The 15,843-nt window shown below is 64.7% G+C and carries 14 protein-coding genes and 1 pseudogene; 9 read left to right on the top strand and 6 right to left on the bottom strand.

Features of this window, described 5'->3' with window-relative positions; translation table 11 throughout:
* Positions 1-145: 145 nt before the first annotated feature.
* The 3 genes from PGN14_RS06240 to PGN14_RS06250 form a co-directional block, all read right to left on the bottom strand.
* Positions 146-1,339: a DUF932 domain-containing protein gene (locus PGN14_RS06240; RefSeq protein ID WP_335298597.1), complete on the bottom strand. Its 1,194-nt coding sequence runs from the start codon at positions 1,337-1,339 to the stop codon at positions 146-148.
* A gap of 313 nt (positions 1,340-1,652) precedes the next feature.
* Positions 1,653-2,147: a PIN domain-containing protein gene (locus PGN14_RS06245; RefSeq protein ID WP_335298557.1), complete on the bottom strand. Its 495-nt coding sequence runs from the start codon at positions 2,145-2,147 to the stop codon at positions 1,653-1,655.
* Positions 2,148-2,149: 2 nt separating this feature from the next.
* Entirely contained in the window at positions 2,150-3,214 is a 1,065-nt protein-coding gene (locus PGN14_RS06250) for a helix-turn-helix domain-containing protein (RefSeq protein ID WP_335298558.1), read from the bottom strand.
* A gap of 179 nt (positions 3,215-3,393) precedes the next feature.
* Here PGN14_RS06250 and PGN14_RS06255 point away from each other — a divergent pair, with 179 nt between their 5' ends.
* The 5 genes from PGN14_RS06255 to PGN14_RS06275 are packed head-to-tail and all read left to right on the top strand — an operon-like array spanning position 3,394 to position 7,435.
* On the top strand, positions 3,394-4,338 hold the full coding sequence (locus PGN14_RS06255) for a CBASS oligonucleotide cyclase (RefSeq protein WP_335298559.1): 945 nt from the start codon (positions 3,394-3,396) through the stop codon (positions 4,336-4,338).
* Between the two features lie 4 nt (positions 4,339-4,342).
* Positions 4,343-4,837, top strand: a complete 495-nt coding sequence (locus tag PGN14_RS06260) for an HORMA-1 domain-containing protein (RefSeq protein WP_335298560.1) — start codon at positions 4,343-4,345, stop codon at positions 4,835-4,837.
* A complete protein-coding gene (locus PGN14_RS06265; RefSeq protein WP_335298561.1) occupies positions 4,834-5,730 on the top strand; it encodes an AAA family ATPase in 897 nt (298 codons plus the stop codon). Before PGN14_RS06260 ends, PGN14_RS06265 begins: the two co-directional genes overlap by 4 nt.
* A complete protein-coding gene (locus PGN14_RS06270; RefSeq protein ID WP_335298562.1) occupies positions 5,730-6,896 on the top strand; it encodes a hypothetical protein in 1,167 nt (388 codons plus the stop codon). Before PGN14_RS06265 ends, PGN14_RS06270 begins: the two co-directional genes overlap by 1 nt.
* Complete coding sequence (locus PGN14_RS06275) at positions 6,893-7,435, top strand: 3'-5' exonuclease (protein WP_335298563.1); 543 nt, start codon at positions 6,893-6,895, stop codon at positions 7,433-7,435. Before PGN14_RS06270 ends, PGN14_RS06275 begins: the two co-directional genes overlap by 4 nt.
* Positions 7,436-7,632: 197 nt before the next feature.
* Here the strand turns inward: PGN14_RS06275 and PGN14_RS06280 are convergent, their stop codons facing one another.
* The 3 genes and pseudogenes from PGN14_RS06280 to PGN14_RS06290 all read right to left on the bottom strand — a co-directional run.
* A complete protein-coding gene (locus PGN14_RS06280; protein ID WP_335298564.1) occupies positions 7,633-9,927 on the bottom strand; it encodes an HAD-IA family hydrolase in 2,295 nt (764 codons plus the stop codon).
* A 1,261-nt stretch (positions 9,928-11,188) separates the two neighbouring features.
* Positions 11,189-11,854: a hypothetical protein gene (locus PGN14_RS06285; protein ID WP_335298565.1), complete on the bottom strand. Its 666-nt coding sequence runs from the start codon at positions 11,852-11,854 to the stop codon at positions 11,189-11,191.
* Positions 11,855-12,028: 174 nt separating this feature from the next.
* Positions 12,029-12,577 (bottom strand): annotated as a pseudogene (locus PGN14_RS06290) (JAB domain-containing protein); the annotation flags it as partial.
* 460 nt (positions 12,578-13,037) lie between these two features.
* On the opposite strand from PGN14_RS06290, the gene PGN14_RS06295 reads away from it, so the two are divergent.
* From PGN14_RS06295 to PGN14_RS06310, 4 genes are all read left to right on the top strand, one after another.
* Positions 13,038-13,529, top strand: a complete 492-nt coding sequence (locus PGN14_RS06295) for a hypothetical protein (RefSeq protein WP_335298566.1) — start codon at positions 13,038-13,040, stop codon at positions 13,527-13,529.
* 440 nt (positions 13,530-13,969) lie between these two features.
* Positions 13,970-14,149 (top strand): hypothetical protein, encoded by a 180-nt coding sequence (locus tag PGN14_RS06300; protein ID WP_335298567.1) that lies wholly within the window; start codon positions 13,970-13,972, stop codon positions 14,147-14,149.
* A gap of 424 nt (positions 14,150-14,573) precedes the next feature.
* Positions 14,574-15,512, top strand: coding sequence for an intermembrane phospholipid transport protein YdbH family protein (locus PGN14_RS06305; RefSeq protein WP_335298568.1), 939 nt, complete (start codon positions 14,574-14,576; stop codon positions 15,510-15,512).
* Positions 15,513-15,571: 59 nt separating this feature from the next.
* Positions 15,572-15,843 (top strand): hypothetical protein (locus tag PGN14_RS06310; protein ID WP_335298569.1); only part of this gene is annotated, 272 nt, incomplete at its 3' end.

Here is a 15,843-nt window from a genome sequence, read left to right on the forward strand (position 1 = left end):
GAGAACCACTCTCGACCGAAACCCGTCACGAAGCGAAGCGCCGCCCTCTTCCTCTGGAAGGGCGACGCTTCGGCATGGCGATCAGGAAAGGCACGGAGCCGCAGAGCCGGGGTCACGCCGATCCGCATCTCCGGCTTTCCGGGGATCAGGCCGCGCGGTCGAGGAGCTTCTTGGCGCGGCCCTCCAGGTCGAGCCGGGCATCCTGATGCGACTTGTCGCGCGCCACCGCCGTGATGCCTTGAACGAAGTCGAAGATGCTGGCGGGCGGATGCCCTTCCTCGGCCAGCACGGTCTCGATGATCCGGCCCGTGTCGGCCTTGGAGAAGCCGCGCCGCCGCAGGAAGTCGGTCCGGTCCTCGTCGGTGCGCGCCACGATGCGTTCGCGCGCCGCCCGGATGCCGGCGACGAAGGCGGACGGCGAGGAGTCGGCGAAGGCGGTGAGCGCCGGGGCGGCCTCGGCCGCGAAGCGGTTGGCGGCGTACTTGGAGTGCCGGATGCTGATTTCCTCGAACTGCTCGACGCCCCAGAGATTGCGGTTCTGGCAGACGGCGCGCAGATAGAAGCTGGCGATGCCGAGCGTCTTGGCGCCCACCTCCGAGTTCCAGGCATAGAAGCCGCGGAAGAACAGGTCGGGTGAGCCGTCCGGCAGGCGTCCGGCCTCGATCGGGTTCAGATCGTCGACCAGGAACAGGAAGACGTCGCGGTCCGAGGCGTAGAGAGTCGTCGTGTCCTGGGTGACGTCGACGCGCGGGTTGTAGATGCCGGTCGACCAGTCGAGGACGCCCGGTACCTTCCAGCGGGTGTCGCCGGTGCCGTTGCCGGCGATGCGCTGCACCGCCTCGACCAGCTCATGGTCGTAGATGCGGCCGTAGTCCGGGCCGGTGACGGCGCGCAGCTCGACGCGGCCGTTGTCGGCCTCGTAGGTCTTCACCTGCTCGGCGCGATGGGTCAGCAGCCCGTGCTGGAGATTGATCGCGGCGAGCGGCGCGGGAAGCTGGCGCAGATAGGCGGCGGGCGCGCCGACGAGGCTGGCGAGCTGGCCGAAGCTCCAGTGGGTCGGCAGGACCGGCGCCTCTGCCCCGGGCACGATCAGCGCCAGCCGCTCGGGGTCGTCGCGCCGCGCCTCGACATGGATCAGCGCGCTCTCGACGACGCGCGTGCGGCTGCGATCCGAGCGCGCCTGCACAGCCTCGCGCAGCGCGCCGAGCGACAGAAAGCGTCCGTCCGCGGGCCGTGAGAACCACTCCGACGAGACGCGGCCGATCCGCGCGCCACGGCTGACATCCACCTTATAGCCGCCGCTGCGATCGAGGGGCATATCCAGGACCTGCATGTTCATGGAACCGAACTCCATGACGGGGCCAAGAGCCTCTCTCCCGGCTTTCACCCGTCACGGAAACCCGATCCTCACTCTTCCTCTCGGGGCGTTGCGGGGCGTCCCCGCAGATGGGGTCGGTCGAGACGACAGGCTCGGGCGTAGGGGAACGCTTTCCCCATCCCGTTCTGGATCTTTATTGCATAGGTACGGTCGTCACGGAATTTTCAGCGCCAAGGTCTATGCGAGATGACTTCTTTGGTATGTTTAACTTTGTCACGATCGCAGCCGATGGAACGTTGCGATGATCAATGCCTGATCGATGCTCAAACTGCTTTCAGCCGCCAGCATAGCGTTCGAGCCGAATTCTCACCTCCAATGCTGGAAGCCGGCAACGGGGATGCGTAGAGATCGCCGTAAGACCGGCGTGGAGACGAGGGGCGGGGACGTGCCGGCCGCCCTCGAACTGATCGCACACCCAGAGCACCCCGTAGCACTCGACCTGCGTATCGCGAGCCAGTCGACGGATTCCACCATCTCCTGCCAATAGCGGCCACCCCCGACGCTCGGCGATCGCGAACGCAAAGGTGTCGGGCGCAGAGAGTTCCTTTCGCTCGCGTCGAAGACCGGCGGCCCGACGTAACTCGTCAGACGATAATTCCTCGACGCGGAGCCCGAGCGCCAGCAGCTGATCGCCAAGGACTCCTGCAAGTTCGCGCGCAAACAGAAGATCGGGCACCGCAAACTCGTAGGGCAGCCGAAACAGGTCCTCGACGAGCGCCCCTCGGTCGAGATCGATGATGACCGAAGTATCGGAGACGAGGACAGGCAAGGTCAGGCCGCAACTTGATCCAGACGCGCATCGAGCTCGCGCACGGAAATCCCAAGAAGCTCTGCGGCGCGCGACTCTCCTATCATGCCTTCCGCCAGCGCACGGTAACACAGCCGCTCGAACCTTTTGGGCTCCTCGGCTTCTGGATCGATCGTTGCAGGCTCCGCGAACGGTGCCTTCCGCCAACCCCGTTCTGCGAAGACTTTGAACAGTTTAGCATAGGCCGACTGGCTGATGATTCCGAGATCCTTGCAGCGATACGTGAGCGCTTGGATGCTGACTCCAAACCGGGATTTCAAGACCACCAGCTCGCCGAGGCTGAGCGACGAGCGGTTCGAGCCGACCTCAGCGCGCAGAACATCGGCCGGCATGAGGAAGGCGCCTGCGAAACGATGAGCCGCTTTCTCCTCATCGACCCCATCCTTCACCTCCAGCACCAGATGTCCGAGCTCGTGCGCTAGGTTGAAGCGCTTACGCTCCGACCACGTCGATCGCTTGATGACGATGACGCGGGCAGCGTCCCGCTCTTTGCGGCGGACCTTGGCCGCCAATCCGTCGATGTCATCGAGATCGAGGGAAATGACCTTGATTCCACGCTCCTCCAGGAGCTCAGCCAATTTCGGGATTGGATCGTTGCCGAGACCCCAGTCGTCCCGAACCGACCTGGCTGCATCTTCGGCGTCCCGGACGTCGGCGACGGGATGCGGCGCGCTCCGCGGCCGCTCCCATTCGACACTGCGGAGGTGAAGGAGATCCTCGACCGCGAGATAGCGTTCGAGCGTGCTGATCGTTCGGGCGCGCAGCGCCGCTTCCTCCCGCACGGTCGCGATCGTCTTTTTACGGAAGTCGACACCCTCAAGGGCGATCTCATCGTCCGCCAATAGGTACTCTTCGGTAACGTCGAGGGCACCGGCGATCGCGAGAAGTACGCGCGAGCTGGGCATATCCTCATCGCGTTCATATTTGCCGATGGCCTGGGCCGACACGACGTCCCCCATTGCTCCCGCCAAACCTCGCAAGGAGAGACCCGCGGCGGCACGGGCGACCTTTAACTTGCGCCCAATCATCGGCGTTCTCCTCCGTTTTCGGTTTACAACCTCTCATATGGGGCAAAAATTGTAAACCAATACCCCTTGCGCCGGAGGGATTCGCCTCCCATCCTTTAGGGAACAGGGCCCATGGAGGCCAAGATGTAAACCGGCAGATGGCGTCAGCATAGACGCAGAAGGGCGTCGAAGGGGGTCTCATGGGGCTTAGTAACACCGCGCTGCGCTACTATGACGGCAATGTCCTCCGCCTGCCGGCAGACAAGCGCAAGGAATATCACGAGCAGGTCGACCGCCTGATCGTCGAGCTGTGCAAGAGCGTTCGCGACAAGACCGAGATCAAGATCACCAAGGTCGTGAAGGCCGGCTCTTTTGCGAAGTTCACGATCCTGCGCAAGACGTCGGTCGATCCCGTGGATGTCGATGTCGTGTTCTACATCTCCGGGCGGGACGCGAGCCAGGAGACGCTCGACCACCTGAACGACCTGATCTATGACCTTCTGGTCAAGATCTATCCCAACAAGTCGGTCGAAGACTTCCAGATCCAGCGTAAAGCCGCGACGGTTACCTTCGTCGGGACGGGGTTGAGCGTCGATATCGTACCTGTCATCGAGGACGAGGCGCGGCCGGGCTATGGCTGGCAGTTTGACATCCATGACGGCTCGAAGATCCAGACCTGCGCGCCGTGCCAGATCAAGTTCGTGCGTGACCGCAAAAATCAGGACGCGGACTTTCGCACCCTAGTGCGCATGGCGAAGAAGTGGCGCAACCATGCGGGCCTCTCGCACCTGAAATCGTTCGTGATCGAGCTGATCATGGCGCATGTCCTGGCACAGCAGGGGACGGCAGGGTCGATCGATCAGCGCTTCCGCAACTTCCTCCTCTATATCGCGCAGTCAGGCTTGAAGGACGAGATCCGCTTCCCGGAGAACGTCGCGCCGTTCGGAACCTTCGACCATCCGGTCGTCATCCTCGACCCGGTCTACAGCCTCAACAACGTCGCGAGCCGGATTACTGAGGCGGAGCGACAGGAAATCGTCGCAGCGGCACAGGAGGCTTGGGAGACGGCCAACTTCGCGTCGGCCGAGGACGATCATGCGGTCTGGAAGGAGCTGTTCGGACCGCGCTTCAAGACGGAGGATTAAGGGCATGTCCCAGACCGCCACGGCAACCGCTACCTACACGACGACGGATATCGAAAAGGTGGTGCGCCGCGTCACGACCGATCTTGTGATGATTGCGGACAGCTCGGCTGCCATCACCGCCGACAAGGCTCGGGAATATGGACATGACATCGAGTTGCTTGCCAAGAATGGGTATCTCAAGAAGGTCGACGTGACCCTGCTGAGTGCAGGCGTTGAGCAGCGGGCGGTCTGTTACGAGGTAAACACCGCCTCTGGAAATCTGGAGTCGAGCAGGCCGGGGGGCGTGCTGTGGCCCAAGGTGGCGAGCCCGTTCCTCAGGCTCGTGCTCAGCTACACGTCGGCCTATGACGACACCGCGCGGGCGAAGATGGCGGGGAAGCTGAAGATCGGCTGGTCGCCCACCAGCGCCGATACGAGCCACAGCGGTCTTTCGGCGAGTGGTGGGCGCGACTACGCCAGCAACAGCTACGGTATGCAGCGTAAGGATTGGGCCGCGTGAGCCAGACCACGATCTTCGACAGCGAGACCCCGCTGCCCGACGAGGCGCTGGCCAAGCGTCAGACCAACCTGCTCGGGTTCGATGCACGCTATACCCGTGTGCATGACCAGCTTCGGTTGCTCTTGAACGTCGGGCAGCTCGCGGCATGGAACAAGCAGTATCACGGGGGCAAGCTGGCGATCTGCGATCTCGTTGCCGAGCAATACCCGCTGGTTATCTTCCATGGCGACGTAGGGACGGGAAAGACCGCCATGGCCGAGTGCATGGCCAACCGCCTTGTCGCTGAAGCTAAAAGCGAAGATTCGATCCTGTTCAAGCTGAGCAACCGGGTGCGCGGAAGCGGCATGGTCGGCGAGATGGGCACGTTGATCGCGGAGGCGTTCCGGAAGGTCGTTCAGTCGGCGGGTAAGCATCGCCGCGCGATCCTCGTCATCGACGAGGGTGACAGCCTCGCCGCAGCTCGCACTCAGCAACACAGCCACCACGAGGATAAGGTGGCCGTGAACACCCTGATTCAGTGCATCGACGATCTTCGCCAATATGGTGGTCGGATCGTCGTCTTCCTCTGCACCAATCGGCTCACCGCGCTGGACGCCGCGCTGCATAGGCGTGCCGCCATTATCGAGGAGTTCCGTCGTCCTTCGGACGACGAGCGCCGCCAGCTTTTCGCGATGGACCTGGCAGCCATGTCGTTGAGCGCCGCACAGCTCGGTCAGCTCGTGACCGCGACCGGCGGCCGGTCGGGACAGCCCGGATGGACGTATTCCGACATTCGCACGCGGCTCTATCCTGCTGCTCTGGCAAGGGCATATCCCAAGGACCCTCTGCGGTTCGAACACCTCCACGCCGTCGCATCGACGCTGAAGGCATCGCCCGTTATGGAGGATCGCTGATGGCCCGCTCACCCTTGTTCGGCCGTCGCATTCATATCGCGGGCAGCATCGTCGATGATCTTGCCATCGCGACCCCGGAGGAAGTCGGGCGTGCGCGCGAGCTGGTTCCCGCGCTCGTCAGAGCGCTGATGAAGCGGGGCGCAAACTTCGTCGTTCCGGTCGATGCGGAGCCGAAACGCAAGGGCGATGGCCTCCCGATCTGCTTCGATTGGCTGGTGTGGCAGGCGATTCGAGACAATCTTGCGAGCCGGCCCGCAGGTGTCTCGGGGCCGCTCGCGGTCGCCGTGCAGCATCAGAAGAGTGAGGATCAGGTTCCGGCCGAGTTCGAAGGCTTGTGGGATGAGTTGCGCGGCAACACGTCCCTCGTCCAGATCGAGAATGCCGCGGCCTGGAACATGAACAGCAAACGGATGGAGGCGCAGGCCCGTTTCGGCGATGTCCTCGTTGCGCTCGGCGGCACCGAAGGTGTGCTGTTCCTCGCCAACCTCTACCACGATGCCGGCAAGCCCGTTGTCCCGCTGAACCTCGCAATCTGTCCTGAGACGACAGGGGCGCGCCGCATTTATGCTCTGGGGCTTGCCAGCCACCAAAGCCGCCGGCTTTTTCAAGTCACGGACGGTGATCCGCACAGCTGGATCAACCGCATTCGTTTTCCGGCGCGTCAGGCGACCGCCGACCGCGTCAACGAGCTTGTCGAGCTGCTCGAAGCGCTGGAGCGACCGCGAGCCTTCGCGGTACGCCTCCTCAACCCCGATCTGCCTGAGTTCGCAGACGTGCAGAATTTCTTCGACGTGGTGGTGCAGCCGGTCATCGAAGACGAGCTGGGCTATCGCCTCATCGTCATCGACGGGCGGCAAGCCTACGATCATGCGCGCATCGACGAGGAGATTTTCGCCAAGTTGCACCGCAGCAGCGTCGTGATTGCCGATCTCACGGGGTCACGTCCGAACTGCTTCCTCGAGCTCGGTTATGCCCTCGGCCGCGGGCTGCCGACCATGGTGACGGCGCAGGAGGGGACGAGCACGCCGTTCGACATCACGACCCTGTCGGGGTTGCGCTGGGTGACGTCGGGTACGGCGGATGATCGGCGTCGCGCGTTCCGAGAACATTGGCGGGCGATCCGGACGCGCCCGCCGCTAGTGTCAACGGAGCCGTTGATCGCATGACCGAGAAGCGCGAAGTCTTCATCTCAGTCGATGTCGAGACCGCTGGACCGATCCCTGGGGAGTATAGCTTGCTCTCGATCGGCGCTTGTCGCGCTGACGATGATAGTCGCAGCTTTGCCATTGAGCTAAAGCCGATAAACACGAACGCGGACCCGAAAGCCTTGGAGGTGACCGGCCTCTCGCTCGACATGCTGGAGGAACGTGGCGTTGCGCCCGAGATTGCGATGCGCAACTTTGCTGCATGGGTTAAGGAAGAGGCTGGCGACGCCACGCCCGTGTTCGTCGGTTTCAACGCGCCGTTCGACTGGTCGTTTGTCAACTATTATTTTCACCGCTTCACGGCAGACAACCCGTTCGGCTTCACGGCTTTAGACATCAAGGCGCTCTACATGGGTGCGACCGGCTGCTCCTGGCGCGACACGCGTTCAAGCCAGATCGCGAAAAGGTTGTCACCGAGGCTAAAGGGCGACCACGACGCGCTTCATGACGCAAAATACCAAGCGGAGCTCTTTCGCTTGGTTCGTGAAACAGGGAGGTAAAGACGGACTGCGGTTTTGAGTTCGCGGCTACAGAAATCCGCAAGTCTGATCTCGATCCGATCGACTGAGGGTGCAGACGCACGCGCACAGAGATTATTATTCCCAGCGGGCACACCTCATTGGCTGGCCGGTGACGTGCTGCATCACCGTGCACAGACGATCAGACATCGCGGGTTGATCGAACTGTGCGGTTCGAACTAGAAACTTTCAGTGTTGTGACAGTGATCCGGATAGCCCGAGCAGCCCCAAAACTTCACGTTGCTCGTGGAATTTGTTCGTATTTTCATTGATCGGCCGCAGGCAGCGCAGATTTTCCGCGAAAACACCCGCTGGTCCTTCGCGAGCGCCATAATCCGCACTTCACCGGCTCCGCTAGCGGCGAGTGTCCTCACACATTCCCCGGTGGTCTCACCAGTCGTATAAACATCGTCAATCAGCAGAACCTTGTTACCATTCCATTTGAAGTTGGATTGGAAAGCGCCCTTGATCGCTTCGGCGCGCTCAAGCGGATTCATCTGCTTGTAGCCTTCGATTTCCTTGACAACCCGCAACCCTTTCAGCTCGAGTTCGATATCCTCGTCGAAATGATTGGCTGCCTCGTTGAGAAGTGGTTCGAAGCGATTCCGCTGCTGTGAAGGCTTCATTGGGACAGGCACGACATAATCCGGTGCCCAATCGAGGCTCGCGATTGCCTTGCCGACGGCTTCGCCAAGAATTTTGGCGTTGGTGTCGTCGTTCTTCAACGACAGCACCGCCGCGCTTAAAGCGCTGGTCGCGTGGCGTGGATCAGACGCGGTGAAGTAGCGGCCCAATGCATATACGGTGGGATCACCATCACAGTGGAGAATCGAACCCCAGTGGCTGTGAAAAGGCCATTTGCTGGTTAGGGCTTCGCCGATATAGCCACGACCGCCGAGACGTTCGCGCCTTAGCAGAGTGGACGCCTTCGACATGAAGATGTCTGGCGCGCTGGAAGAAAGCTCGAAGACAGACGCGGGGCCCCAGCGGACCGCCACCGACGTCAAGCCGGCATGGTATGCAGCTTCGATGTCACCGACATCATCGCCGATGTAGAGCGACTCTGCGCTAGCTGCGACGCCGAGACGCCGCAGTGCTTCCTGGATCGGCTCCGGATCGGGCTTATGGTTTTCGGTATCGCCGTAGCTGACCAACACATCGTAGGGGATACGGAACTGTTGTAAAACAGCCGTTGCATACCATTCAGGCGATGAGGTGACGATACCGACCGTCTGCCCATCAGTCTTCAGTAGGCCTGGGAGCTCATGCGGTGCAGCACGGCCCTGCGTGGGAAAGGGCCGGATTAAATGCATGTTCTGCCGGACGTTTTCCCACATCTGGAAGGCACGCATCTGGGCAAGGGCCGAACTGTCGACAAGCGTCATGTCGAGGTCGAACAAAAACACGCCTGGCATCGTCAGAGCATCGAAATTTGTGTGGGGTGCCGCTGGGCGTGCGGGGGGTGACGCTTCGCCGAGATTGCTGATGCGCGTCTCGAGCAAATCGATCATAGAGGCATAATCCTCCTTACTGGAGAGGGCCACGGCCACCGGCCGGTTTCGATAGTGCTCAAGCAGGATCCGTTGATAATCGCCTTCGGCGCGGGCGGCATAGGCGAACCGAGAGGCCGGGAGCTGTGTCATTGCCAGGATACCCTGGCTTTTAGGCTCGATGGCATGTCGTCCCTGCGGGACAGGCGCAAAGAGCAGACGGTTCTGCTGAATCGTGAAGCGGACGGTATGCATCGAACCTCCCTTGATATCCGTCTGCATGACGAAGGTCGCGATCGACAACCCACTCTGAAGCCGGTCACGCTGAACGAGATTGCGCGGCGAGGGCGGTACGCCAAAAGGCTGTTCACTGACCAGAGCGCCGCCTTTCTCCAGGATTTCGTCGGCAAGCCTGGCGTTCTGCTTCGGGTAGATCCCGTCGAGACCGCCGGCCATTACCGCGACCGTTTGGCCGTCGTGGCGCAAGGCCGCTTGGTGGCTCAGAGTGTCGACGCCGATTGCAAGGCCGCTGACAATCGCCCAATTGGCGCCGACAAGGGCTTCGACGATCTTGTCGCTGACGATCTCACCAAACTCGGACGGTTCACGGGTGCCGATGCACGCCACACTGCGACGGGGCGGCAGCTTGCCCTTCACGAACAGAATGGCAGGACGATCGGAAAGCGAGCGAAGCGCCTCGGGATAGCCCGCGTCGAAGATCGAAAGTACGCGCACGCCTCGACGGTCGGCTTCTTCCAGCACACGCTTCGCCTTCTCGCTTGCAAGAACGATCGCGGCTGGCTCGAGGAGGCTTTGAGCGATAGCAGCCGAAACGACGGATCGGAGCTTCGTGGGCTCGGCGTCGACGATCGCATCGAAGATGGAGAAGCGCTCGGCAAGGCGTTCGGCCGTAGCGGGGCCGATCCCACGCAGGGCCGTGAGGGTGAGAATGCCGGCTGCGGTCCGTGTCTCGGTGCCAATCATGGGATGAAACGCCTTTCTAGATATTCAGCCGGTGCTAGTCGTCCTCTGGCGATAGCCTTGCTGTAGGTGGGAGAAGGGTACGTCATTAGCGGCCTCCCGCCTTGGTGAGAGAAGCTTTGCGAAGAGATATGACGGGGGTGACGTCACCAAGCGCGTGGATGCGCACGGCTGGCTGCTTCGGGAGCCTGACCGTCAGTTCAAGTTCACCACCAACTGCTTCGACGTAGCTTCGAAGTTGTAGAAAGGTGCATGTCAGCCTGGTTCTCAATTTTAGATACAGACGGCTGTTTGATTTTGAGTGCGGCGGCGACATCGGCTTGGGCCTTACCTGCGATCTGACGCAGCGCGCGCAATCCCTCGACCTCCTGCACAAGTTTGTTATTGCGTGCATCTACCCCGCTCGCGATCCTCCGACGGGGAGGAGTTGATAAGTCCATCAAGGCTGCGGCCCATGTAACTCGCTCTTTGGTGTTGACAGCCATGTTTCCGCAAAGACGGAACACGGGAGCGTAGGTCGGCGGAGCGAGGCGAGGAGAGCGAACTGCTTTGGGTTGAAAGGTCCGCGAGTTCGCGTTTCGCACCACCATTGTCGCGCCCAAGGCGCCTCAGCGTCCGGAACAGATATCGAATGTGTCCGACCCAGATAGCTTTCAAGCTATGTCGGGTCAACGGCCTTCGCGTGGGTCACGCGACAAGCTTCAATCGCTTACGGCTGAGCAGGGTGCGAACGAATCTATCCCATCGCGCCATACCCGCCCTTTTCTCGGGCATGTAGTTCCAGCGGTCATAGCTCTTCGAGCTCACGTCCTGAAGAGCATGGTTCTGAATGCGGTCTCGCATTTCCTTCGGAACGCCGGCCTTACCTGCAAGCGTCTTCCACGTCCGCCGCAGGGTCGCGGTTTGTAACCGAGGGGATCACTCCACGATCCCGCTGACGCCACACGAAGCTGGTAAAGCGTCCCGTGGCTCACTGGCTTTGACGGATCTTTTGCGGACGGAAAGAACCAGCCATGCTCGTTCGGCGTGATCGACTCGATCAAATCAGCCGCGATGGACGGCACGGGAACGGCATGCGGCTGTAGGTTTTTGGTCTTCGACCAGTCGATGACGCGCTCAGCGCGTCCCACTGGTCGACATGGAGGCGCGCGATCTCCTCGACACGCTGACCTGTCAGCATGATGAGCTGAACCGCACGAGGATAGGAAGGGTGGACCGGACGTCCGGACAGTCGAGCCAGCGGTAGAGCCGAACGTACTCGTCCTCATCCCAGCCACCGCGTGCCCTGTACCTTCGGTTCGGTCGGAATGCCGGCGGCGGGGTTGTAGAGCAGCCGAAGCGCCGAGGGGACGTGTTGCGGTAGTCGAGCTCGGATTTCATACCCCAGCTGTAAGCGGCACGGATGTAGCAGCGGACATGATCCGCCATTGCGCGGGAGCCCGCGTTCGAAGATGGGCCGCAGAACCTCTGTGACCTCTTCCGGCTCGATCTCCCGAGCAAGGCGGTTGCGGCCGAGCGTGTCGGCGACCTTCTCCAGCCCCTTCTCGGTTTCCTTCCAGGAAGGCTTCCGGCATCCTTGAGAGCCGCGACATATCCTTCGAAAAGGTCGGCGACCGTGCCCGGCCGGGTGTCGGTCGCGATCTTGATGCTGCGACCCTTCTGGATCGCGTCCGCAAAGTCGCGCTTGAACACCTCTCGCGCTCCAGAGAGCGACATCGAGGGGGTAGTCGCCGAGCTTAGCCTTGATCCGTTTGCCCGTCGCGCCACTGCTGGCCATCCATTCGGCGATGACCCGCTTCGGCATCGGTCGAAGAGCGAGGATCAAGCGGCCGACGCCGCGCCCTTCGCCATCGGCAAGCGACTTCTGCTTGCCGGTCATTTCGACCTCTTTGATGCTGCGCCGGATCGCGCCGTCGGTCAGGCTGCCCATGCCATTTCTCCCGAAAACTGGGGGGCGGTAGTCGGTCGGCAACTGAGGTCGGTGCGTACGCCGATCCCCCAATTACCGCCCCTCAATATGCCTCAGTTTGCGGCGCCCGACAAGCCAGAAAACGATTGAGTTTCAACGTGCCTGAGCGTGATTGAGAGTGACCTGGCAAGAGTCAGTGGGGTGGTTGTGGACCAGGGATCAGCGCGGCGGACCCCAGTTCCAGCGCACGCTTCACCACCTCGCGGACATGGACCGGCGCCTCGTCGATCGTTCCGCGCGACATCGCCTCGTCGCGCATCAGCATGTTGCGGGTGTTGAGGTGGAGGACGCGGAACTGTTCGGTCATGTCATGCGCCATGGCGGCATGAAGATAGTCCGCCAGCGCCTGCCAGTTGGACAGCACCGGGGCGGCGCGCGTGCGCGCCCGGATCATCCGGATCGATGCGGCATGCGCGATCTTGATCGCCGCGGTGCTGATCTCTCCCATGCCGCCGACCCGCGCCAGCGCCTGCGGATCCGCCGCCAGCAGCGCGCCGATCCCGCCGAATTCGTGGAGCAGCCGCTTGGCGAGGTCCTTCGTGTCCTGCCGCGGCCAGCGCGACCGCGAGCAGATATTCGATCAGTTCGTGGTCGTGCAGCCCCTCCGCATCGGGCGAACAGGCGCGCGCGCAGGCGGGCGCGGTGGCCCTTGGCATCGGTGACCGGCGTGTCGGCGTCCAGCATCGTGGATGATGCTAGGCGGCGGGCGCGCCGCGCGCAATTGCACCCCATGCCCGCCAGCGGCTATGCCCGCGGCACGATGACGGTTCCGGGGCAGCGCGAGTGACGGCACGAAGCGAGCGGCCCCGGCGCGGTGTCCGTCGTCGCCGCGTGGCGGTCGCGGCCTCCGTCCTGGTGCTGGCGGGGGGCGGGCGGCCGGCCTCTGGCTGTCGCGCGTTCCGATCGCGACGCGGGTCATCCGATCGCGAACTGGCCGGTCGTGGCGTGCCGGCGCGCTATCATATCACCGACCTGGGTCTGGGGCGCCAGCGGTTGACCGATGTGGTGATCGGCGATCCGCGCGCGCCGGATCTGGTCGCGGACTGGATCGAAACCGCGACGGAAGTGGGTGGGCGGTGGGGCGGGGTGGCGTGTCGTCGCGGTGCGCGCCGGGTCACGTCCGCGCGCGGGGCGCGGTGGCGCGATGGCCGCGTGTCGCTGGGGCGCGATCGACCGGCTGATCCCGACCGCGACCGGCGGTGGCCCGTTCGCGCTGCCGTCGATCGAACTGGACGTCGCGGATGCGCGGGGTGCGGGGTCGACGGCGCGGGAGGGCATCGTCGGCGTCCGGCTGAGCGGGCGCGGACGGCTCGACGACGGCTTCTCGGGGCGAAATCGCGGCGGTGGCGGTCGCCGACTATGCGATGGCGGGGTGCAAGGTCCGCGCGGCACGCGTCGCGCTGGACGTCACGATCCGGCAGGGCGCACCGACGCTGGCGGGGGCCGATCGCGGCACAGGCGGTGGAATGCGCCGGCGGCGTGCGGATCGCGGAGGCGGGGGTGCTGGCGCGGGGTGACGCTCGGCCCAGCGCTGGATCGCTGGCGCGGCGAGATGCGCGCGATCGAGGCGGCGCAGGTCGCCACGTCCGGTGCGCGCCTCGCCGACCTGCGCGTGTCGTGCGTCCTTCGCGGGTAGACGCTGCGGGGGACCGCGGGCACGGCGGACCTCTCCTCCGGTGCGCTGGCGATGCCGGAGGTACGGCCCGCACCGGGTTGGCCAACGGGCGTTTTCCAGCTCGGCGCGGCGGGGCGTGGCATTCGACGGTGTGGTGGCCGCGCGCGGCGCCGCGCTCGATCGCGCGCGGCAAGCGGCGCCTCGGCACGCTCGCGGGGCACGGCCGATGGCACGCCGCTGGCACCGCTCGTCCGCCGCGCGATCGCCGCGGCCTCGCGGGCGGCACGCGGCGTGGACATCGAGGCACAGGTGCGTCGCGACGCGGGCGGCATCGCCGTCCCGCGCCTGTCCGCCGCCGCGGCGGGCGGTGCGGCGGCTGGCGGTTGCGGGCAGCGCGATCCGCCTCGGCGGCGTGACGCTGGGCGGGCAGGCGCGGCTGGGCGGCGGGGGGACTGCCGACGGTGACGGCGGACGTCCGGCAGGAGGCGTCCGGCGCGCTGCGCGGCATGGTGCGCGCCGCGCCCTATGCCGCAGACGGCGCGCGGGCTGGTGCTGGCGCCGGTGCGATTCGACTCGCGGAGCCTGACGACCCCGCGCGACGATCACTGGTCCGCTGGGCGATGGCCGGGTGGAGCGGCTGACGCTGCCGCTGGACGTGGCGTGGCGCGGTGGGCGGATCGCCGCCAATGCGGCGTGTACGCCGGTCGCCTTCGCGGCGCTGACGGTGGCGGGGCTGCGGCTCGATCCGACGCGTCTGTCGCTATGCCCGACCGGCGCCGCGCTGGTGACGATCGCGCAAGGACGGGTCGGGGGTGGGGGCGCGCCTCGGCGACGCTACCCTCGCGGGGGCGATCGGCGGCACGCCGCTGCGGGTCGCGACCACGGCGGCGTGGTGCGGCTGGCGGGAGCGCGGGTTTGCGCTCGACACGGTGGAGGCGCGGATCGGGGCGGCGGGGCGCGAGACCCGGCTCGACGCGGCGCGACTCGCCGGCCGGATCACGCCGGCGGGCGTGGCCGGGACCTTCGCCGGCCGCGGCGGGTCAGATCGCCAACGTGCCCCTCGTCATGAGCGATGCGGCGGGGGATTGGACGCTCGATGCGCGGGGATTGGCGCTGACGGGTGCGCTGCGCGTCGCCGATGCCGCCACGCCGCCGCGGTTCCAGCCGATGGCGGCGCGGCGCGTGGCGCCTGACGTTGCGCGAACGGGACGATCGCCGCGACCGGCGACCTGGTCGAGCCCAACGACCGCGACGCGCGTCGCCGGCGTCGCGATCACGCATCGGCTCGCCTCCGGCACGGGCGACGCCAGGCTGACCGTGCCGGGGCATCGCCTTTGGCGAGGGATTCCAACCGACCGGCTGACCCGGCTGACCTTCGGCGTGATCGCTGACGTGCGCGGTTACGGTGCGCGGGGAGGGGAGGGTATAAGCTGGGGTGCGGAGGGGGGTGACCAGCACCGGCACTTTCACCACCGCGGGCACCGATCTCGCCGCCGCCCTTCGGCCCGGGTGACGGGGCGTTTCCGGGACGATCCGCTTCACCGACCTGCTCGCGCTGGAAAGCGCGCCGGGGCAGGTGGCGACGGTGGCGTCGATCAATCCCGGCGTGCCGGTCACCGATGGGCCGCATCGTCTATCAGACATTGCGCGACAACCCGCGTGAAGGTGGAAAGCGGCGTCTGGCCTTCGCGGGGGGCACGCTGGCGCTCGACCCGACCCTGCTCGATTTCGGGGGGCGCCGCACAGGCGCGCCGGCTGACCTTTCACGTGACCGGAATGGATGCGGGCAAGTTCCTGCAACAATTCGACTTCGACAATCTGAACGCCACCGGCACGTTCGACGGCGTGCTGCCGATGGTGTTCGACGACCGCGGCGGACGGATCGAGGGCGGAGCGGCTGACCGCGCGCGCCGGTGGCGGCGGCATCGCCTATCTGGGCGAGCTGACCGAAAAGGACCCTCGGCTTCTGGGGCAATCTGGCGTTCCAGTCGCTGCGCTCGCTGACCTATCGCAGCCTGGAGGTGGAGATGGACGGGCCGCTGGCGGCGAGATGGTGACGGGGGGTGCGTTTCGCCGGGATCAGCCAGGGGAAGGGCGCGAAGAGCAATTTCCTGCTGCGGCGGCTGACGCGGCTGCCGATCGTCTTCAACATCACGATCCGCGCGCCGTTCCGCGGGCTGATCGATTCGGCGGCGTCCTTCTACGATCCGCAGCGGCTGGTGGCGCGCAACCTCCAGTCGCTGATCGAGGAACAGAATCGCCAGACCGCGCCCTCCACCCCGAGCGGCGGTTCAGCCGCGCGACAGCGACACATGCCACAAGCGAAACGGGATTG

This window comes from Sphingomonas adhaesiva, from assembly GCF_036946305.1.
In the GTDB taxonomy this organism is placed as follows: Bacteria; Pseudomonadota; Alphaproteobacteria; order Sphingomonadales; family Sphingomonadaceae; genus Sphingomonas; species Sphingomonas adhaesiva_B.